Source organism: Mesorhizobium sp. WSM4840 (genome assembly GCF_055811755.1).
The window spans coordinates 26,806-45,732 of sequence record NZ_JBVVQD010000002.1; the positions used below are offsets into that span (position 1 = coordinate 26,806).

At 63.3% G+C, this 18,927-nt stretch carries 15 protein-coding genes; 8 read left to right on the forward strand and 7 right to left on the reverse strand.

What is annotated here, in order from left to right:
• Positions 1-409 precede the first annotated feature (409 nt).
• Together rhaI and AC0L3I_RS03655 are read right to left on the reverse strand one after the other, a co-directional pair.
• A complete protein-coding gene (gene rhaI / locus AC0L3I_RS03650; protein ID WP_473526020.1) occupies positions 410-1,702 on the reverse strand; it encodes an L-rhamnose catabolism isomerase in 1,293 nt (430 codons plus the stop codon).
• Between the two features lie 168 nt (positions 1,703-1,870).
• A complete protein-coding gene (locus AC0L3I_RS03655) occupies positions 1,871-3,973 on the reverse strand; it encodes a bifunctional rhamnulose-1-phosphate aldolase/short-chain dehydrogenase (protein ID WP_473526021.1) in 2,103 nt (700 codons plus the stop codon).
• Between the two features lie 192 nt (positions 3,974-4,165).
• On the opposite strand from AC0L3I_RS03655, the gene AC0L3I_RS03660 reads away from it, so the two are divergent.
• The 7 genes from AC0L3I_RS03660 to AC0L3I_RS03690 all read left to right on the forward strand — a co-directional run bounded on the left by AC0L3I_RS03660 (position 4,166) and on the right by AC0L3I_RS03690 (position 11,297).
• On the forward strand, positions 4,166-4,975 hold the full coding sequence (locus tag AC0L3I_RS03660) for a DeoR/GlpR family DNA-binding transcription regulator (protein ID WP_473483688.1): 810 nt from the start codon (positions 4,166-4,168) through the stop codon (positions 4,973-4,975).
• 45 nt (positions 4,976-5,020) lie between these two features.
• Complete coding sequence (gene rhaS / locus AC0L3I_RS03665; protein WP_029356748.1) at positions 5,021-6,016, forward strand: rhamnose ABC transporter substrate-binding protein; 996 nt, start codon at positions 5,021-5,023, stop codon at positions 6,014-6,016.
• An 83-nt stretch (positions 6,017-6,099) separates the two neighbouring features.
• A complete protein-coding gene (locus tag AC0L3I_RS03670; RefSeq protein WP_473526022.1) occupies positions 6,100-7,641 on the forward strand; it encodes a sugar ABC transporter ATP-binding protein in 1,542 nt (513 codons plus the stop codon).
• Entirely contained in the window at positions 7,638-8,615 is a 978-nt protein-coding gene (locus AC0L3I_RS03675; protein WP_473526023.1) for an ABC transporter permease, read from the forward strand. Before AC0L3I_RS03670 ends, AC0L3I_RS03675 begins: the two co-directional genes overlap by 4 nt.
• Positions 8,612-9,613 (forward strand): ABC transporter permease, encoded by a 1,002-nt coding sequence (locus AC0L3I_RS03680; protein WP_473526024.1) that lies wholly within the window; start codon positions 8,612-8,614, stop codon positions 9,611-9,613. Before AC0L3I_RS03675 ends, AC0L3I_RS03680 begins: the two co-directional genes overlap by 4 nt.
• Positions 9,613-9,930, forward strand: a complete 318-nt coding sequence (gene rhaM, locus AC0L3I_RS03685; protein WP_473526025.1) for an L-rhamnose mutarotase — start codon at positions 9,613-9,615, stop codon at positions 9,928-9,930. Before AC0L3I_RS03680 ends, rhaM begins: the two co-directional genes overlap by 1 nt.
• Positions 9,927-11,297: an FGGY-family carbohydrate kinase gene (locus tag AC0L3I_RS03690; RefSeq protein WP_473526026.1), complete on the forward strand. Its 1,371-nt coding sequence runs from the start codon at positions 9,927-9,929 to the stop codon at positions 11,295-11,297. Before rhaM ends, AC0L3I_RS03690 begins: the two co-directional genes overlap by 4 nt.
• Here AC0L3I_RS03690 and AC0L3I_RS03695 read toward each other — a convergent pair whose 3' ends face one another.
• The 3 genes from AC0L3I_RS03695 to galE form a co-directional block, all read right to left on the reverse strand.
• Complete coding sequence (locus AC0L3I_RS03695) at positions 11,298-13,124, reverse strand: alanine racemase (protein WP_473526027.1); 1,827 nt, start codon at positions 13,122-13,124, stop codon at positions 11,298-11,300.
• Between the two features lie 3 nt (positions 13,125-13,127).
• Entirely contained in the window at positions 13,128-14,378 is a 1,251-nt protein-coding gene (locus AC0L3I_RS03700; RefSeq protein ID WP_473526028.1) for a D-amino acid dehydrogenase, read from the reverse strand.
• 113 nt (positions 14,379-14,491) lie between these two features.
• Positions 14,492-15,487, reverse strand: a complete 996-nt coding sequence (galE, locus tag AC0L3I_RS03705; protein WP_473526029.1) for a UDP-glucose 4-epimerase GalE — start codon at positions 15,485-15,487, stop codon at positions 14,492-14,494.
• Positions 15,488-15,763: 276 nt separating this feature from the next.
• On the opposite strand from galE, the gene hemA reads away from it, so the two are divergent.
• Positions 15,764-17,041 (forward strand): 5-aminolevulinate synthase, encoded by a 1,278-nt coding sequence (gene hemA / locus AC0L3I_RS03710; RefSeq protein ID WP_473526030.1) that lies wholly within the window; start codon positions 15,764-15,766, stop codon positions 17,039-17,041.
• A 141-nt stretch (positions 17,042-17,182) separates the two neighbouring features.
• Here hemA and AC0L3I_RS03715 read toward each other — a convergent pair whose 3' ends face one another.
• Entirely contained in the window at positions 17,183-18,349 is a 1,167-nt protein-coding gene (locus AC0L3I_RS03715) for a pyridoxal phosphate-dependent aminotransferase (RefSeq protein ID WP_473526031.1), read from the reverse strand.
• A gap of 111 nt (positions 18,350-18,460) precedes the next feature.
• Entirely contained in the window at positions 18,461-18,880 is a 420-nt protein-coding gene (gene mscL, locus AC0L3I_RS03720) for a large conductance mechanosensitive channel protein MscL (protein ID WP_473526032.1), read from the reverse strand.
• Between the last annotated feature and the right edge of the window lie 47 nt (positions 18,881-18,927).

The following is an 18,927-nucleotide window of genomic DNA, read 5'->3' on the forward strand; positions in this document are numbered from 1 at the left end:
CTCACCGGCCGCTTCGTAACCACAGTTGCGATCTTCGGCTGATGTAACGGCATGGATCCTAGGGTCTCCGCGACGTCGCTTCGCTCCTGCTCCGCCCTAGGATGACGAAAGCGTGTTGGCTTGTGGCTAATCGCGGATGTTGGAGATTGGCGGCTAATGGCAACCTTGGAGATTGGCCGATACGATTTTCCCTTCGTCATCCTAGGGCGAGCAGTCGCGAAGCGACGTCGCGGAGACCCTAGGATCCATGCCGTGACCTCTCAGCGTCGCAGCGTCGATGGCAAGCCCCTACCTCAACCTTCAGCCATTTTGTTCTTGCTTTGTGCCGGCAGTTATGCTAGTGGTTTCCGCACGGTGCTGATTTGGGCCGCGACCCGCCTCAGGCGGGTTTTTTCGTTTCAGGCCGGTATCAAACAATCCCGCCGCTGCCAACCGCAACCGCCGGCCGTTCCGCCGCGACCTTGGCCCGATAGCCGGCGGCGCGGTAGGCGGCAACCGGGTCGATGGCGCCGCCCGTGTTCAGCCGCGCCATGGCGAGGATCGGCTCGATGTCGGTGCGATAGGCGGCTTTCAGCGTCTGCGTCGCCATCAGCGCGTCATTGGCGTCCTGATAGGCTTCCAGTGCCTTGCGATCGACCAGCAGCGCCTGCGCATAGGCGCGCTGCACCTCGACCGCCGACAACATCAGGCTTTCGATCGGATCGGTGACGTTGTGGCTCTGGTCGAGCATGTGAGCCGGATCAAAACCTTCGGCACCGGAAAGCTCGGCATCGACCAGTTCGTTGAAGACGAGGAACAGCCGGTAGGGATCGATCGAGCCGGCGTCGAGATCGTCGTCGCCATATTTCGAATCGTTGAAATGGAAGCCGCCGAGCTTCTTGAACTGGATCAGCCGCGACACGATCATCTCGATGTTGACGTTGGGCGCGTGATGGCCGAGGTCGACCAGGCAGAACGCCTTGTCGCCGAGCTCTTTGGCGATGATGTAGTTGGTGCCCCAATCCTGCACGACCGTCGAATAGAAGGCCGGCTCGTACATCTTGTGCTCGGTGAACAGCTTCCAGTCGTCCGGCAGTCCGGCGTAGATCTCCTTCATCGCGTCGAGATAGCGCTCGAAGGCCTTGGCGAAATTGACTTGGCCGGGGAAATTCGAGCCGTCGCCGATCCACACCGTCAGCGCCTTCGAGCCCAGCGTCGTGCCGATCTCGATGCATTCGAGATTGTGCTCGACCGCCTGCCGGCGCGTTGCGGCATCGGCATGCGACAGCGAGCCGAATTTGTAGGAAAGTTTTTGGTCCCTGGCGTCGGAGAACGTGTTCGAATTCATGGCGTCGAAGCCGAGGCCGAAGCGGGAGGCCGCCTGCTTCAGCCGGTTCGGGTCGGCCTTGTCCCACGGAATGTGCAGCGAGACTGTCGGCGTCGCCTGCGTCAACTGCCGGATCACGGCGCAGTCTTCGATCTTGTCGAAGATGTCGCGCGGCTCGCCGGCGCCGGGAAAGCGGGCAAAGCGGGTGCCGCCGGTGCCGACGCCCCAGGACGGGATCGCCACGGCGAATTTTTCGACCTTGTCGCTGATAGCGTCGATGGCGATGCCGCGGCGGTCGAGGCGCTCGCCGAGCGAGTCGTAATCGCGCTTGAGGTCGGCCGCGCGCGCGGCGTTGTCCTTGTCGACGATGTCGGCTGAGATGATGGTTTCGGACACTGCGTTTCCTCCCAAATGCGTTCGGTTGGCGCTGCCCCTCATCCGCCTGCCGGCACCTTCTCCCCGTATAGAGACGGGGAGAAGGGAAGTGCGCCGGCGCTGGCGACCCCCTCTCCCCGTTCGTCACGGGAGAGGGTAAGGGTGAGGGGCAGCGCCGCCTTCAAACTATTATCGCGTAAAGCTCTGCGCGTTGCCCGCGTCGACGTTGACGATGTTGCCGGTCGACTTGGCCGACATGTCGGAGGCGAAGAAATAGATCGCCTCGGCAATGTCTTCGGGGAATACCGAACGCTTCAGCATCGAGCGCGAGCGATAATGCTCCTCGAGGTCGTCAGTCGACATCTTGTAGGCGGCGGCGCGCTGTTCCTTCCACTCGCCGGTCCAGATCTTCGAGCCGCGCAGCACGGCGTCGGGATTGACGACATTGACCCTGATCTGGGCGTCGGCGCCCTCCAGCGCCAGGCAGCGCGCCAGATGGATTTCGGCGGCCTTGGCAGTGCAATAGGCCGCGGCGTTGGGCGATGCGGCAAGACCGTTCTTGGAGGCGACGAAGACGACGTTGCCGCCGATTTTTTGCGCACGGAACAGCCTGAATGCTTCCCGCGAAACCAGGAAATAGCCGGTCGACAAGATGTCCATGTTCTTGTTCCACAGCGCCAGCGTCGTCTCCTCGATCGGCGCCGAGGTTGCCAGGCCGGCATTCGACACCAGGATGTCGATGCCGCCGAACTCGACCGCGGTCTCGGCGAAACCGGAGATCACCTGGTCCTCTAACGTGACGTTGATCACCACCGGTCGCACGAAATCCTTGCCATAGGCTTTCGCCAACTCGTCATTGGTGCTGGCAAGGGCTGTCTCGTCGATATCGGCCAGCACGACGCAGGCGCCTTCGCGCAGCAGCCGGTTGGCCGTCGCCCGGCCGATGCCGCCGGCGCCGCCGGTGACCAACGCGATCTGGCCGGCAAGCGCCTTCGGCTTGGGCAGGCGCTGCAGCTTTGCCTCTTCGAGCAGCCAGTACTCGATGTCGAACGCTTCCTGCTCGGGCAGTCCAACATAGGTCGACACCGTCGAGGCGCCGCGCATGACATTGATGGCGTTGACGTAGAACTCGCTTGAGATGCGCGCCGTCGCCTTGTCGCCGGCGAAGGTGAACATGCCGACGCCGGGCATCAGATAGACCACGGCGTTCGGATCACGCGCCGGTGGCGAATCAGCATGCTTGCACCTGTCATAATAAGCCTGATAGCCAACGCGATACTCCGCCACGTCATCGGCGAGGCGGGCAATGACAGCATCGACATCGGGGTCCTTAGGATCGAACTCGATGACCAGCGGCCGGATCTTGGTGCGCAGGAAATGGTCCGGGCAGGATGTGCCGAGCGCCGCGAGCGGGCGCAAATCCTTCGAATTGACGAATTCGAGCACGGCGGGCGAATCGTCGAAATGGCCAAGCTTGTGGCTTTTTTCTGAAATCAGGCCGCGGATCCTCGGCATCAGCTTTGCCGCCACGGCGCGACGCGCCGGCGCGTCGAGCGATTTGACGACTTCCCCACCGAAGATCGGCTTGCCTTCAGACTTGCGCTCGAACCATTCGATCGCCTGGTTGATCACCGAGATCGTCGTCTCGTAGCATTCCTTTGGGGTGTCGCCCCAGGTGAACAGGCCATGGCCTGCCAGCACAACGCCTTTGGCTTCAGGGTTCTCGAGGCAGAATTTTTCCAACCACAGGCCGAGTTCGAAGCCCGGACGCTTCCACGGCAACCAGCCGATCGCGTCGCCGAAGATCTCCTTGGTCAGCGCCTTCGAATCCTTGGCGGCGGCAATCGCGATGATCGCGTCGGGATGCATGTGGTCGACATGGGGCTTCGGCACGAAGGCGTGCAGCGGCGTGTCGATCGAGGCCGCGCGTGGATTAAGATTAAAGGTGCAATGGGGCAAATAGCCGACCATCTCGTCCTCATGCTCGAGGCCGCGGTAGAGACCCTTCAGCGCCCTAAGCTTGTCCATGTAGAGCGTGGCGAAACCGTCGAGCTTGATCGAGGCGCTGTCGCCGCCCGAGCCCTTGACCCACAGCACTTCCACGCTCTCGCCGGTGAGCGGATTCTTTTGCCAGATCTTGGAAGAGGTGTTGCCGCCGCCATAGTTGGTGACGCGCTTGTCGGAGCCAAGAACATTCGAGCGATAGACGAGACGTTCCGGCTCGCTCATCCCCAGGGCTTTCGCCTCATTCCAAAGATTGGCGAGGCGCGTGCCGGAGCGCTTGTCGAGCATAGGTAATCCTCCCGTGACGTGAGACGCGCAAAAAGGCGCGGTCCCTTTGGTCCGAATTTCTACGCAAGCGGCGGCGTTGTCAATCACAAACGATCAACATCGATCATATTGCACTGCACAATGGATTTATCTGATCGGAAATGATTGACACTGCGCGTTTTGAGTGCCTAGATGTGCTGGCAGGGAGGAACCATGCACGAAAAAGAGCGCCACAGGATCATTTTGTCCGCCGTCCAGGAAAAGCCTGTGGTGACGGTGCAGGAGATGGTCGACCTGACAGACTCGTCCGAGGCGACGATCCGGCGCGACATCGCCGCATTGCATGTGCAAAAGCGCCTGCGCCGCGTGCGTGGCGGCGCCGAGGCGATCACCCCACCGCAGTTCATCGGCCTTGCCGGCCGGCCTTTCTCCGTCAACGAGACGATCAACGCTGCGCAGAAGCGGGCGATCGCGCGGGACGCCGTGGAACTGTGCAAGGACGGCGAGCCGATCATCATCAATGGCGGCACCACCACCTTCCAGATGGTGCATTTCCTGACCGGCCGCCGGATGCCGATCTTCACCAATTCCTTTCCGATCGCCGAGCACCTGCTCAAGCACTCCAAGAACACGGTGATGCTGTCGGGCGGCACCATCTACCGCGAGCAGAACATCATCCTGTCCCCCTTCGAAAATGACGTGACGCGCAATTTCTATGCGCGCCGCATGTTCATGGGCGCGCAAGGGCTCGGGCCGTTGGGCCTGATGGAAGGCGATCCGCTGCTGATCCAGGCCGAGCAGAAACTGATCGATCAGGCCGACGAACTGGTGGTGCTGGTCGACTCGTCGAAGTTCCGCAAACGCTCGAGCCTGATCCTGTGCGGCCTGTCGCGCATCGCGACCGTCATCACCGACGACGGCATCGAGGACCGCGAGGCCAAGATGTTGGAGACCGCCGGTGTGACGCTGATCGTCGCCCGCACAACGCTAGGCAATAAGGAAGAATCTTCGCTGCAGGCCTGAGGCCCGCAGCGGCGATGGAATGCAACGCTCAAGGGAGGATATTCGATGAGCTTTCTGAAGAAATTGATGGTCACGGCGGCGTTCTCCGCCGCTATGTTCGTAAATGCGGCCTATGCCGAGAACGTCAAGATCGCGCTGGTGGTGAAGTCGCTCGGCAACGGCTTCTTCGACGCCGCCAACAAGGGCGCCGAAGAGGCGGCCAAGGAGCTCGGCGACGTCGACATCATCTACACCGGCCCGACCAAGGCGACCGCCGAAGCCCAGATCGAAGTGATCAATTCGCTGATCGCCCAGAAGGTCAACGCCATCGCCATTTCGGCCAATGACGCCGACGCGCTGGTTCCGGCGCTGAAGAAGGCGATGGATCGCGGCATCACTGTCATCTCGTGGGATTCGGGTGTCGCTCCGGAAGGCCGCCAGCTCCACCTCAACCCCTCGGACACCAACCTGATCGGCGAGACCATCATCAAGCTTGCCGCCGACTATTTGCCGGAAGGCGGCGATGTCGCCATTCTGTCGGCTTCGTCGACCGCGACCAACCAGAATGCCTGGATCGACGCGGCCAAGAAGGTGCTGCCGGAGAAATTCCCCAAGATCAATCTCGTCGCCACCGTCTATGGCGATGACGACTCGGCCAAGAGCACGGACGAGGCCAAGGGCCTGCTAAAATCCTATCCGAACCTCAAGGCGATCATCGCACCGACCACCGTCGGCGTCGTTGCCGCCGCGCAGGTGGTGACCGACCAGGGCCTGATCGGCAAGGTCAACGTCACCGGCCTGGCACTGCCGTCGGAGTTCAAGAAGTTCATCGACAACGGTGCCAGCCAAGCGGTCGCGCTGTGGAACCCGATCGACCTCGGCTACTCGGCCGTCTACCTCGCCCATGACCTGGCGGTGAAGAAGGAGGAAGCCAAGCCGGGTGCGACGCTGTCGATCGGCCGCGTCGGCAAGGTCACGCTCGACGATACCAATTCGGCTGCAATGGCTCCGCCCTTCAAGTTCGACAAGTCGAACATCGAAGAGTTCTCCAAGATCTATTGATCCTGGAGCCTTCAAGCCGGCGCGGCGGGGCAGAGGTTCCGCCGCGCCTTCAAACGAACCTTGCTTCAGGGCTTGATACGACTATGGACACGACAGCCCAACTCAGCCCGACGACCGAGCAGCCTCTGGCTCCGGTTCCGCGCCTGACCCTGTCAGGCATTTCGAAGAGTTTTCCCGGCGTGCGCGCACTGCACGATGTCAGCCTGTCGCTTTACCCCGGCCAGGTGACCGCGCTGATCGGCGAGAACGGCGCCGGCAAGTCGACGCTGGTCAAGATCATGACCGGTATCTACCAGCCCGACGCGGGTACCATCAGCATCGATGGCCAGGCCGTCACACTGCCCAGCGCCCATGCCGCCTTCGGGCATGGCATCACGGCCATCCATCAGGAAACCGTGCTGTTCGACGATCTGACGGTGGCCGAGAACATCTTTCTCGGCCATGCGCCGCGATCGCGCTTCGGCACCATTGACTGGCGCACCATGCGCAGACAAGCCCGTGAAGTATTGGACACCATGGGCGCTGGCCACATCGACGCCGATGCGCGGCTGAAGGATCTCGGCATCGCCAACAAGCACCTCGTCGCCGTCGCCCGCGCCATGTCGATCGATGCGCAGATCGTCATCATGGATGAGCCGACCGCAGCCCTTTCGCTGAAGGAGATCGAGGAGCTCTTTTTGCTGGTCGAGTTCCTCAAGAGCGAAGGCAAGGCGATCCTGTTCATCAGCCACAAGTTCGACGAGATCTACCGCATCGCTGACCGCTATACGGTGTTCCGCGACGGCGAGATGGTCGGCGAAGGCCTGATCAAGGATGCCGGCCAGAGCCAGATCGTGCGCATGATGGTCGGCCGTGCCGTCGATCACATTTTTCCGCAGCGCAAGGCCGAGATCGGCGCGCCGGTGCTCACTGTCTCCGGCCTGTCGCATCCGACCGAGTTCGACGACATCGGCTTCGAGCTGCACAAGGGCGAAATCCTCGGCTTCTACGGCCTTGTCGGCGCTGGACGCAGCGAGGTCATGCAGGCAATATCAGGCATTACCCGCACCAGCAGCGGCACGATCACGCTGGAAGGCAAGGCGATCGTACCGAAATCGGCGGCGGATTCGATCGACGCCGGCATCGTCTACGTGCCGGAAGAACGCGGCAAGCAAGGCGTGGTGATCGGCCTGCCGATCTTCCAGAACATCTCGCTGCCCTCGCTCAAGCGCACGTCCAAATCAGGCATGTTGCGGCTGGCGGAGGAGTTCGCGCTGGCCCGTTCCTACACCGAGCGGCTCGATTTGCGCGCCTCGTCGCTCAGCCAGGATGTCGGCACGCTGTCGGGCGGCAACCAGCAGAAGATCGTCATCGCCAAATGGCTGGCGACCGCGCCCAAGGTGATCATCCTCGACGAGCCAACCAAAGGCATCGACATCGGCTCCAAGGCCGCCGTGCACGGCTTTATGGCTGAGCTCGTTGCGCAGGGCCTGTCGGTGATCATGGTGTCGTCCGAACTGCCCGAAATCCTCGGCATGTCCGACCGCGTCGTCGTCATGCGCGAGGGCCGCATCGCCGCGGTCTATGACAACAAGGGGCTCGACGCCGAGACGCTGGTCAAGACAGCAGCGGGGATCGCAGCATGAAGGCTTTTCCTAGATATCGCGAAGTCTGGCTGCTCGCGGCAATCGTCGTGCTGATCGGGCTGATCTCGATGCGCTTTCCGGGTTTTGCCGCTCTCGGCAATCTGCGCCAGGTGTTCAACGACACTTCGATCCTGATGATCCTGGCGCTGGGTCAGATGGTGGTGATCCTGACCCGCTCGATCGACCTGTCGATGGCCTCCAACCTCTGCTTCACCGGCATGGTGGTGGCGATGCTGAACGCCGCGCATCCGGCAATCCCGATCCCGCTGCTGATCGTCATAGCCCTGCTGGTCGGACTGGTGCTGGGCGCCATCAACGGCCTGCTGGTATGGCGGCTGAACATCCCGCCGATCGTGGTGACGCTCGGCACGCTCACCATCTACCGTGGCGCCACCTTCGTCATTTCAGGCGGCGCCTGGGTCAATGCCGACCAGATGAGCCCTGATTTCATCGGCCTGCAGCGTGCGGCTTTCCTCGGCATTCCGGTCCTGTCGTGGATCGCCATACTGGTCATCGCCTTGTTCTTCCTCTTGATGACGCGCACCGCGCTTGGCCGCTCGATCTACGCCATCGGCGTCAACCCGACCGCGTCGGTCTATGCCGGCATCGATGTCGGCCGGACCAAGTTCATCGTCTTCTGCATCTCGGGGATGATCGGCGGTCTCTGCGGTTATCTCTGGATTTCGCGCTACGTCATCGCCTCGGTCGAGGTCGCCAACGGCTACGAGCTCAACATCATCGCCGCCTGCGTTATCGGCGGCATTTCGATCGCCGGCGGCATCGGCTCGGTCGGCGGCGCGGTACTCGGCGCGCTGTTCCTCGGTATCATCTCCAACGCGCTGCCAGTGATCAACATCTCGCCGTTCTGGCAGATGGCGATTTCGGGCAGCGCCATCATCCTGGCCGTGGTGCTCAATGCGCGCGGCGAACGCCGGCAAGGCCGCATCATTCTCAAGAAGGCGGAAGCGGCATGACCGACACCCCTGCCCCACGCCACATTCCCGACCGGCTCGACAAGCCGTTCAACTCGGCGATCTTCTCCTGGGAGGCGCTGCTGGTCGCGGTGGCGGTCGCCATCTTTGCCGTCAACAGCTTCGCCTCGCCTTATTTCCTCGACGCGTGGTCGCTGTCGGACCTGACCTTCAACTTCACCGAAAAGGCGCTGATCGCGCTTGCCATGGCGCTGCTGATCATTTCCGGCGAGATCGACCTGTCGGTCGCAGCCATCATTGCATTGGCTTCGACGATGATGGGCATGGCGGTGCAGGCTGGCGCCGGCACGCCGGTGCTGGCGGCGATCGGCATCGTTGTCGGGCTCGGCTGCGGCGCCTTCAACGGGCTGCTCGTCACAAGGCTGGGATTGCCGTCGATCGTCGTCACCATCGGCACGATGAGCCTGTTTCGCGGCATCGCCTTCATCGTCCTCGGCGACCAGGCCTACAAGGGCTATCCCTCGAGCTTCGCGTTCTTCGGCCAGGGCTATGTCTGGTGGGTGGTGTCGTTCGAACTGACGCTGTTCCTTGTCGCGGCCGTCATCTACTGGCTCCTTCTGCACAGGACGAGCTTCGGCCGCCGCGTCTTCGCCATCGGCAACAACCCGGTCGCGGCGCAGTTTTCCGGCGTGCGCGTCGGCCGCATCAAGTTCATCCTGTTCTGCCTGACCGGGCTGATGGCGGGCATCGCCTCGGTGCTGATCACCTCGCGGCTCGGCTCGACCCGGCCGTCGATCGCGCAAGGCTATGAATTGGAAGTCATCACCATGGTGGTGCTGGGCGGCGTCAGCATCCTGGGCGGCGCCGGCAGCATTGTGGGCGTGGTGCTCGCCGCCTTCATTATGGGGCTGGTGACCTTCGGCCTCGGCTTGCTCAATGTGCCAGGGATCGTCATGTCGATCTTCATCGGCCTGCTGCTGATCATCGTCATCGCGCTGCCCATCGTCTGGCGGCGGGTGCGGCGGGAGCGTTTTACCTGATGGCCGAGAAATTCGCGTTCAAGATGAAGCTCAATCCCGGCATGAAGGCCGAATACAAAAGGCGCCATGACGACATCTGGCCGTCGCTGGTGGCGCTGCTCAAAGAGGCCGGCGTTTCCGACTATTCGATCCATCTCGACGATGAGCCCAACATACTGTTCGGCGTGCTGTGGCGGCGCGACGACCACGGCATGGACGAACTGCCGAAGCATCCCGTGATGCAGCGCTGGTGGGCCGAGATGGCCGACATCATGGAGACCAAGCCTGATAACGAGCCGGTGGCGGTGCCGCTGGAAACAATGTTCCATATGGAATGACCCGCCACGTCGCCGTCATCGATATCGGCAAGACCAACGCTAAGCTGGCGCTGGTCGATCTTGCCGATCTGCGCGAAGTTGCGCTGCGCCGCACGGCGAACGCGCCCGTTGCCGACGGTCCCTACCCGCACCACGATGTCGAGCTGCTGTGGTCGTTCATCCTCGACAGCCTCGCCGGGATCAATCGCGAACAGCGCATCGATGCGATATCGATCACCACCCATGGCGCGACGGGCGTGCTGCTGGACGCTACCGGTGAGCTGGCGCTGCCGGTGCTCGACTATGAATTCGCCGGGCCCGACGCCCTCGCCAAGGACTATGACGCGATCCGTCCGCCCTTCGCCGAGACGGGCACGCCGCGCCTGCCGGTCGGTCTCAATCTCGGCGCGCAGTTCTTCTGGCAGCAGAGGAACTTTCCGGCTGAGTTCGCCAGGGCCGCCGCGATCCTGACGTACCCGCAATACTGGGCCTTGCGCCTGACCGGCGTCGCCGCCAATGAAGTGACCTCGCTCGGCTGCCACACGGATCTGTGGAACCCATGGAAAGCGGATTTTTCGTCGCTGGTCGACCGGATGGAATGGCGCCGCCTGATGGCGCCGGTGCGGCCGGCGAAGGATCGCCTCGGCCCGATCCTGCCCGCGCTTGCGCGGCAAACGGGGCTCGATCCGCAGACGCCGGTGTTTTGCGGCCTGCACGATTCCAATGCATCGCTGCTGCCACATCTCCTATCCGACAGACCGCCTTTCTCCGTCGCTTCGACCGGCACCTGGGTGGTGTCGATGGCGGTCGGCGGCAACAAGATCGCGCTCGACCCGGCCCGCGACACATTGGTCAACGTCAACGCGCTCGGTGATCCCGTGCCCTCGGCGCGTTTCATGGGCGGCCGCGAGTTTTCGCTGCTGATGGAAGGCCAATCGAAAGGCTGGACCGAAGAGGATGTCGCCACAGTGCTCGCGCGGGAGACGTCCTTGCTGCCTTCGATCCAACAGGGTTCGGGGCCGTTTCCTCATCACACCGCCGCATGGCTCAACGCCGACGGCATCAACAATGGCCAGCGCTTCGCCGCTATCTCTTTTTATCTGGCGCTGATGACCGCTGCCTGCCTCGATCTGATCGGTGCCGAAGGCCCGGCCATCGTCGAGGGCCCTTTCGCCCGCAACCGGCTTTTCACGCGCATGCTGGCTGCAGCAACGGCGCGTGCCGTCATTGCGTCCGATGCGGCCACCGGCACCAGCATCGGCGCTGCCTTGCTGGCGTCGGACCAAGGAAAAATCCAAGGCAAAGGCGAAAGGGTCGAACCGCCAGCCGACCCAGCCTGGGCAAACTATGCGCGCTCGTGGCGTGCGGCGGTCGAGGCGCGAGGCTGATCACAAAATCCGCTTGCCGAAAGCCGACATGACGAAGTTGACGGTGTCTAACGCAATCCGCGGTTCCAAACCTGATGTCAGGCCGGAAACGTCCATCGACAACAGCCCGCCGGACAGCGCGATGGCCTCCATCGCCTGATGCGTTTCGCGCACCGTGATGCCGCCGGAGCCAGCCGCCCAGCCGGCGAATTCGGTGACATCAGGGGAATAGCTGACATGGAAGCCCTGCGTGCCGGAGGTGGCAATGCGGATCGCCTCGTGCATCACGTCGCGCATGCCCATGGCGTCGATGTCGGTCATGGTGAAGGCGGAGACGCGCGAATCTTTCAGCACCCGGGCCTCGGCCGGATCGGCATGGCGCAGCCCGACGATGACGACGTTTTCCGGCGACAGCTGCGGCTGCAGCGCGCCGGACTTGTGATCGAGGCCGAGCGCCCGCGCCAGCACCGAACGTTCCGGCAGATCGATGCCGTCCTCGTCCTCGGGCATAAGTGCTGCGATGGAATCGATCCAGATCAAACCGAAGGAGTGTGTCGCCCGCGCCGTCGTCGTCAGCGCCTTGTGGGCGATGCGCCGGTCACCGCCGGCGGTAAACCGGACCAGACCGGATGGTGGCCGCTCGATATCGGCCAGCTCGACGACGTCGAAATTCATCGCCTCCAGCCGGGCGCCGGTCGCTTCCCTGGCCAGGATGCCGGCGGCCGCCGGTTCGGCTGATATCGACACCATCCTGCGGCCGGAGAAATCCTCGACGTCGTGCATCGGGGCCTTTTCGACATATTCCGAGGTCATCGCCAGCAGCATGGCGCCATAGCTCATGCGGAAGGCGACACGGTCGCCGACGGCGGGTGGCGGCTCGGCGTCGGTCACGTCGAGCAGCAGATGATCGCTGGAGGCGCCGAGCACCCGCACGCCCTTGGCGATTGGCGTCAAACCTTCGATCAAGACGTCCTCGCGGCCGATATTGGCGATGGCGCGCAACCTGTCGCCATCGTCGGCAAATACCGGCTGGTTGCCGAAAGCGTCGTAGCCGGATTGGCCGATCGGCCGCGACGGCTTCAGCTTGACCTCGATGATGTCGCTGGTCAGCCGGCAGGCATCGGGCTCCAGTTCGGCCCACGGCGTCTCGCGGAAGGTTTCGACGCCACCCTGCAGGATTGCCTCGCCGACCCGCAGATTGTTGATGCCCGCGGGCAGCCTGCCTTCGAGCAGCAGCGTCAGCGACGATGACGCGCCGCCCGATATACAGTCGAGCCTTGCGCCGGACAGACGCTCGGTCTTGTAGGCATGGGCGACGAGTTGCCCGAGATTTTCCTCCGTCGGCATGATGGCGCCGAAGCAGCCGAGATTGGTGCCGATGCCGGCGATGCGCACGCCCCTGAGTGCCAATATCTGCTCGATCGTCGGGATGAGGTCGTTCGGCCAGATGCCTTCCCTGAGGTCGCCAAGATCGATCATCAGCATGATGTCGTGGACGCGGCCCATGCGCTCGGCGATGCGTGATAGCTCGCGGATGGTGGCGAGCTCGGATTGCAGGCTGATGTCGACGGTGCGCACCACCTCCTCGACACGCGCCATCGGCGGGCTGCGCAGCAGCATGATCGGCGCATTGATGCCGCTGTCGCGCAGCCGGCGGATATTTTCGAAGCGCGATTCGGCGATGCCGGCGACGCCGCCGCGCAACATGGCGCGCGCCACCTGCGGCATGCCGCAAGTTCCCTTGGTGACGCCGAAGACCTTGATGCCGGACAGGGCGCAGCGGTCGACGATGGTGCGCGCATTGCGCTCGATACGGCCAAGGTCGATGGCGACTTGCGGTCCGGACATGATCTAGCCCTTGTAGACCAGACCTTGCGGGTCGATCTCCGGTTTGCGGCCGGCGACCACATCGGCAAGGAATTTTCCGGAACCGCAGGCCATTGTCCAGCCGACATGGCCGTGGCCGGTGTCGAGGTAGAGATTGCTGTAGCGCGCCTGGCCGATGACTGGCACCGAGTTCGGCATCATCGGCCGCAGACCGGCCCAGAGCTCGGCCTTGTTCTCGTCGAAGGCGCCGGGGAAAAGCTCGTTGCCGGTTCTGAACATGGCGGCGAAATCGCTCGGCTTGTGGCTGCGGTCGAAGCCGGTGAACTCGGCGGTCGAAGCAAGCCGCAGCCGGTTGCCGAGCCTGGAATAGGCGATGAGCTGATCCTCGTCGGCGCCGCCCATGGTCGGACCCTTGCTCTCGTCCTCCAGCGGCACGGTCGCGGTATAGCCCTTGACGGGATAGACCGGCAGGTCGAGGCCGTAGCGGCGGCCGAGCAGGCCGCTTTCCGGTCCCATCGAGATGACCACGGCATCGCCTGTTATCGGACCGGCCGAAGTCATCACCGCGCGCACCCGATCGCCTTCGATGTCGAGGCCTTCGACCATCGTGCCGTAGAGGAATTGGACGCCGAGTTTCTCGGCGGCATAGGCAGCGAGGCTTTGGGTGAACTGGCTGGAGTCGCCGGTCTGGTCGATCGGCGAATAGACGCCGCCGGCTATTCTGTCCCTGGCCCCGGCAAGGCCCGGCTCGAGCTCGACCAGCCGGTCGCGGCCGACGATCTCGATCGGCAAACCGTGCTCGGCGAGATAGCGATAATTGTCGGTGCCGGTATCAAAACTCTGCTGCGAGCGGAAGAAATAAAGAATGCCCCTCTTGCGCTCGTCATAGTAGATGCCGGTGTCGGCCGAGATGGCGTTGATGCAGTCGCGCGAATAAAGCGCCAGGCGCAGCTTGATATCGGTGTTGGCACGCAGGCGCGCTTGCGTGCACTGGCGCAGGAAGCGCAGACTCCAGGCGAAGAAAAAGGGATCGAAGCGCAGCCGCACCTTGATGCCGAGATCGTGGTTGTAAAGCGCGCGCAGGAACGTCTTCAGCGCAGCGGGCGAGGCCCAGGCGGTGGCGTCGCCGGGCGACACCAGCCCGGCATTCGATTGGCTGGTGCCGCGCGCCGCCATCGGATGGCGCTCGATGACGGTCACCTCGTGGCCGTCGCTCGCCAGATAATAGGCGGCGGCCGTGCCGACGACGCCAGCGCCAAGGACCAATATCTTCATGCCGCCCCCAAAGGATCAAATACGGCCGAAACGCCTCCACGTTTCAGCCGCGCAGCTCCTTCAATAGCGCTTCTACGCTCGATCTACGAGCCCACGGAGGGAAAAGCGGGACTTCAGCTCCGCGCCGAATTCTTGCCGGTCAGGATTCGCTCCCACGCCAGCGCGTCGGCGACAATCCGGTCGAGTTCGTCGTGCTGCGGGGTCCAGCCGAGTTCGCGGCGCGCCAGCTCGGAATTGGCGACCACCGCGGCGGCGTCGCCCGGACGGCGTTCGCCCATCCGCACATCGAAATCATGGCCAAAGACGCGCCGCACGCTGTCGATCACCTCGAGCACCGAATAGCCGTGGCTGTAGCCGCAATTGGCGACGAGGCTTGCCCCACCGGCGCGCAGCCGTTCCAGCGCCAGCCGATGCGCCGCCGCCAGATCGCTGACATGGATGTAGTCGCGCATGCAGGTGCCGTCCGGTGTCGGATAGTCGGTGCCGAACACCTGCATGAACTGTCGCTTGCCGAGCGCCGTCTCGGCGGCAACCTTGATCAAATGCGTGGCGCCCGGCGTCGACTGGCCGGTGCGGCCCCTCGGATCGGCGCCGGCGACGTTGAAGTAGCGCAGCGCCGTATAGCGCAAACCATAGGCAATTGCGGCGTCGCGCAGCATCCATTCGCTCATCAGCTTGGACAGGCCGTAGGGGGATTCCGGTGCAAGGCGGGCATCCTCGCGCACCGGCTCCAGCCCGGCGCCGCCATAGACGGCGGCGGTCGAGGAGAAGATGAAATTGGGCACGCCCTCGCGCACCGCGGTCTCGATCAGCGTGCGCGTCTTGCAGGTGTTGTTCTCGTAATAACCGAGCGGGTCGGCGACCGATTCAGGAACCACGATGGAGCCGGCAAAATGGATGATCGCGTCGACCTTGTTGTCGCGGATGATCGAGCCGACCAGCTCCTTGTCGGCGACATCGCCGACGACGAGCTTTGCCTCTGGCGCCACGGCCCACTCGAACCCGGTCGAGAGCCGGTCGAGGACGACGACGCTGTCGCCCGCGTCCAGCAGTTCCCAGACCATGTGGCTGCCGATATAGCCGGCGCCGCCTGTCACCAAAACCGTCATCCGTGTCCTCGCTGCTCAAGATTTATCGGAAACTGTCTCAACACCCCCTTACTGGAAAGCCTGCCACTAGGCCATTAGTACCATTAGTGTCTGCGGTAACCAGTCTCATCGGCCGCGTGGCATCGTCCTGAAACAAAATTGATCCACATCAAGGGAATAGGCCATGATCCATGGTCGTTAGGAACAGGCTTGGGGCGTGGCATTTTGACCAAAAAGGCCAAGTAGACGTCGAATAGGGCAATGATTATGATCCCACGCAAAAATTGGGAAGCCGAAATGAACTATCAGCGGTTCTTCGAAGACGCGATCGACCAGCTCCATGCGGAGCGTCGCTATCGCATCTTCGCCGACCTCGAGCGCATCGTGGGAAAATTTCCGCGCGCCATCTGGCGCGCCAACGGCCGCGCCCAGGAAATCACCGTCTGGTGCTCCAACGACTATCTCGGCATGGGCCAGCATCCAGACGTCATCGCCGCGATGCAGAACGCCGCCGGCAAGATGGGATCCGGCGCCGGTGGCACCCGCAACATTTCCGGCACCAGCAATCCACTGGTCGAACTCGAACTGGAACTGGCCGACCTGCACGACAAGGAAGCCGCACTGGTCTTCACCTCCGGCTTCGTCTCCAACGAAGCCTCGATCTCGACGATTGCGCGGCTCCTGCCCAACTGCCTGATCGTTTCGGACGAGTTGAACCACGCCTCGATGATCGAAGGCGTGCGGCGTTCGGGCGCCGAGAAGAAGATCTTCCGCCACAACGATGTTGCGCATCTCGAAAGCCTGCTGCAGGCGGCGGGCCGCGAACGCGCCAAGCTGATCGTCTTCGAGAGCGTCTATTCGATGGATGGCGACATCGCGCCGATCAAGCAGATCGTCGACCTTGCCGAGCGCTACAACGCCATGACCTATATCGACGAGGTCCACGCGGTCGGCATGTACGGACCGCGCGGCGGCGGCATCACCGAGCGCGAAGGGCTGGCCGACCGTATCGACATCATCGAGGGCACGCTGGCCAAGGCGTTCGGCACGCTCGGCGGCTATATCACCGGCACAAGTGCCGTGATCGATGCCGTGCGCTCCTATGCGCCGGGCTTCATTTTCACCACGGCGCTGCCGCCGGCCATCGCCGCCGCGGCGACCACGTCGATCCGCCATCTGAAGCGCTCGCAGGCCGAACGCGACGCGCAGCAGCGCCAGGCGACGCGGACCAAGCAGGTTCTTACCGCCGCCGGCCTGCCGGTGATGGACTCCGCTACCCACATCGTCCCGTTGCTCGTCGGCGACCCGGAGCTCTGCAAGATGGCCAGCGACCGCCTGCTCGGCGTCCACGGCATCTATATCCAGCCGATCAACTACCCGACCGTGCCGCGCGGCACCGAGCGGCTGCGGATCACGCCGACGCCGTTCCATTCGGATCACCTGATCGCGGAACTTCAGGATGCGCTGGTCGAGACCTGGGATGCCTTGGGTATCTCCTACGGTTCTGCGGGCCGGCCGGCCGTGAGGGAAAGCGACCGCGTCATTCCGCTGCTGGTACCGAAGTCCGGCGGTTGATCTTCAGTCGAGGGCATGATGGCGGTCTCCGCTCCCGGTGCCGTGTTGTTCTTCGACGCCGCGGCATTCGAAGGTCACGGCATGGTTCCTAGGGCCTACGCGACGTCGCTTCGCTTGCGCACACTCGGGCGGACCTGACTCTCACACACTCTTCATCCACTTCGCCAGCCGGTGTGCGGCTTCCTCGAGCTGGTCGAGGCGGCGGTGGAAGCACAGCCTGAGGAAGGCTTCGCCGCCGGGACCGAATGCGGTCCCGGGCGCCAGGCCGACATTGGCGCGTTCGACGATGTCGAAGGCGGCGGCGCGTGAATCGGTGATGCCGTCGACCGCGAAGAACAGATAGAACGCGCCCTGCGGCACGGTGAAGCGTGCCCTGCCGGTCGCAGCCAGGATGCCGCAGACCAGGTCACGCGCCGCCCTCGCCCGCTCCACCTGCTCGACGATGAAGGCATCACCTTCATCGAGGGCGACGACCGCGCCGCGCTGCATGAACTGGGCAACGCCGGAGGTCGAATACTGGACCAGGTTCTCGAACACCTGCTGCAGCGAAGGATGGGTCTTGATCCAGCCGACCCGCCAGCCGGTCATCGCCCAGTTCTTGGAAAAACTGTTGACGAACAGGATGCGATCCTCATCGGCCATGATATCGATGAAGGACGGCGCGCGACTATCGCCATAGTGGAACAGCGAATAGATCTCGTCGGCGATGATCCACAGGCCCCTTTCGCGAGCAAGGTCGAGGATCGCCTGCAGCGTCTCCCTGTCGGCGGTCCAGCCGGTCGGGTTGGACGGCGAGTTGACGAACAGCGCCTTTGTCCTTGGCGTGATCGCCGCCTCGATCTTGCCGACGTCGCAGGACCAGCCATTGCCGGACTGGTCGAGCGTCACAGCGACCGGGACCGCGCCCGCCACGCCGGCGGCTGCGGCGAAGTTCGGCCAGGCCGGCGACAGATAGACGACCTCATCGCCGTTGCCGGCGACCGCGTCGATCGCCAGCTGGATGGCATGCATGCCCGAGCCGGTGACGATGAATTCTTCCTCGGCGAAGCTCTTGCCGAAATGCCTGATGTAATAGCGGGCGAGCGCCTGCCGCAGCTCGGGGATGCCTTTCTGCCAGGTATAGAAGGTCTCGCCGCCGGCCAGCGCCCGGGCAGCGGCATCGGTGATGAAGGCGGGCGTCGGCAGGTCGCCCTCGCCGGCCCAGAGCGGGATCATGCCGTCGCGGTCGCGGCCGCGGTTCATGACGGCGACAATGCCGCTTTCCGGCGCGGCCCGGGCCTCGGCGCGCAAATTCTCGATCAAGGTCATGGAAAAATCCGTTTCCGTCTTCTGGACAGCTAGCGTGTTTTGCGACGGGCGAAAATAGAAAACCCCGGTCGAAACCGACCGGGGCTTTGGTCCAGAGATCTTGCCCCTGGATTATTTCCTGGCGAGGAGATCGCGAATTTCGGTGAGCAGCGCGACATCGGCCGGCGGAGCGGCAGGGGTGGCGGGCTTTTCCCGTTCCAGCCGCCTGCGCAGATTATTCACCGCCTTGACCATCAGGAAGATGATAAAGGCTAGGATGAGGAAATTCAGCGCCACGGTGATGAAACTGCCATAGGCGAAGACTGCGCCCTGCTTCTTGGCGTCCGCCAGCGATGTGGCGTTGACGGCTGAGGACAAAGGCAGGAAATAATTGTTGAAGTCGAGTCCGCCCAAAATCGCTCCGATAATCGGCATGATGATGTCATTGACCAGGGAATCGACGATTCTGCCGAAGGCGGCGCCGATGATGACGCCGACGGCCAGGTCCATGACATTGCCCCTGGAAATGAATTCCTGGAATTCTTTCAGCATCCGACCCTCCTTGTCACAACGGGCCAAGCTGCCGCCCCCACCCCCGC

Excerpts from the sequence above, each read along its gene's own strand:
- AC0L3I_RS03655 (WP_473526021.1), bottom strand. The coding sequence starts at position 3,973 with ATGCTCGACAAGCGCTCCGGCACGCGCCTCGCCAATCTTTGGAATGAG.
- AC0L3I_RS03660 (WP_473483688.1), top strand. The coding sequence starts at position 4,166 with ATGCACGAAAAAGAGCGCCACAGGATCATTTTGTCCGCCGTCCAGGAA.
- rhaS (WP_029356748.1), top strand. The coding sequence starts at position 5,021 with ATGAGCTTTCTGAAGAAATTGATGGTCACGGCGGCGTTCTCCGCCGCT.
- AC0L3I_RS03670 (WP_473526022.1), top strand. The coding sequence starts at position 6,100 with ATGGACACGACAGCCCAACTCAGCCCGACGACCGAGCAGCCTCTGGCT.
- AC0L3I_RS03675 (WP_473526023.1), top strand. The coding sequence starts at position 7,638 with ATGAAGGCTTTTCCTAGATATCGCGAAGTCTGGCTGCTCGCGGCAATC.
- AC0L3I_RS03680 (WP_473526024.1), top strand. The coding sequence starts at position 8,612 with ATGACCGACACCCCTGCCCCACGCCACATTCCCGACCGGCTCGACAAG.
- rhaM (WP_473526025.1), top strand. The coding sequence starts at position 9,613 with ATGGCCGAGAAATTCGCGTTCAAGATGAAGCTCAATCCCGGCATGAAG.
- AC0L3I_RS03690 (WP_473526026.1), top strand. The coding sequence starts at position 9,927 with ATGACCCGCCACGTCGCCGTCATCGATATCGGCAAGACCAACGCTAAG.
- AC0L3I_RS03695 (WP_473526027.1), bottom strand. The coding sequence starts at position 13,124 with ATGTCCGGACCGCAAGTCGCCATCGACCTTGGCCGTATCGAGCGCAAT.
- AC0L3I_RS03700 (WP_473526028.1), bottom strand. The coding sequence starts at position 14,378 with ATGAAGATATTGGTCCTTGGCGCTGGCGTCGTCGGCACGGCCGCCGCC.
- galE (WP_473526029.1), bottom strand. The coding sequence starts at position 15,487 with ATGACGGTTTTGGTGACAGGCGGCGCCGGCTATATCGGCAGCCACATG.
- hemA (WP_473526030.1), top strand. The coding sequence starts at position 15,764 with ATGAACTATCAGCGGTTCTTCGAAGACGCGATCGACCAGCTCCATGCG.
- AC0L3I_RS03715 (WP_473526031.1), bottom strand. The coding sequence starts at position 18,349 with ATGACCTTGATCGAGAATTTGCGCGCCGAGGCCCGGGCCGCGCCGGAA.
- mscL (WP_473526032.1), bottom strand. The coding sequence starts at position 18,880 with ATGCTGAAAGAATTCCAGGAATTCATTTCCAGGGGCAATGTCATGGAC.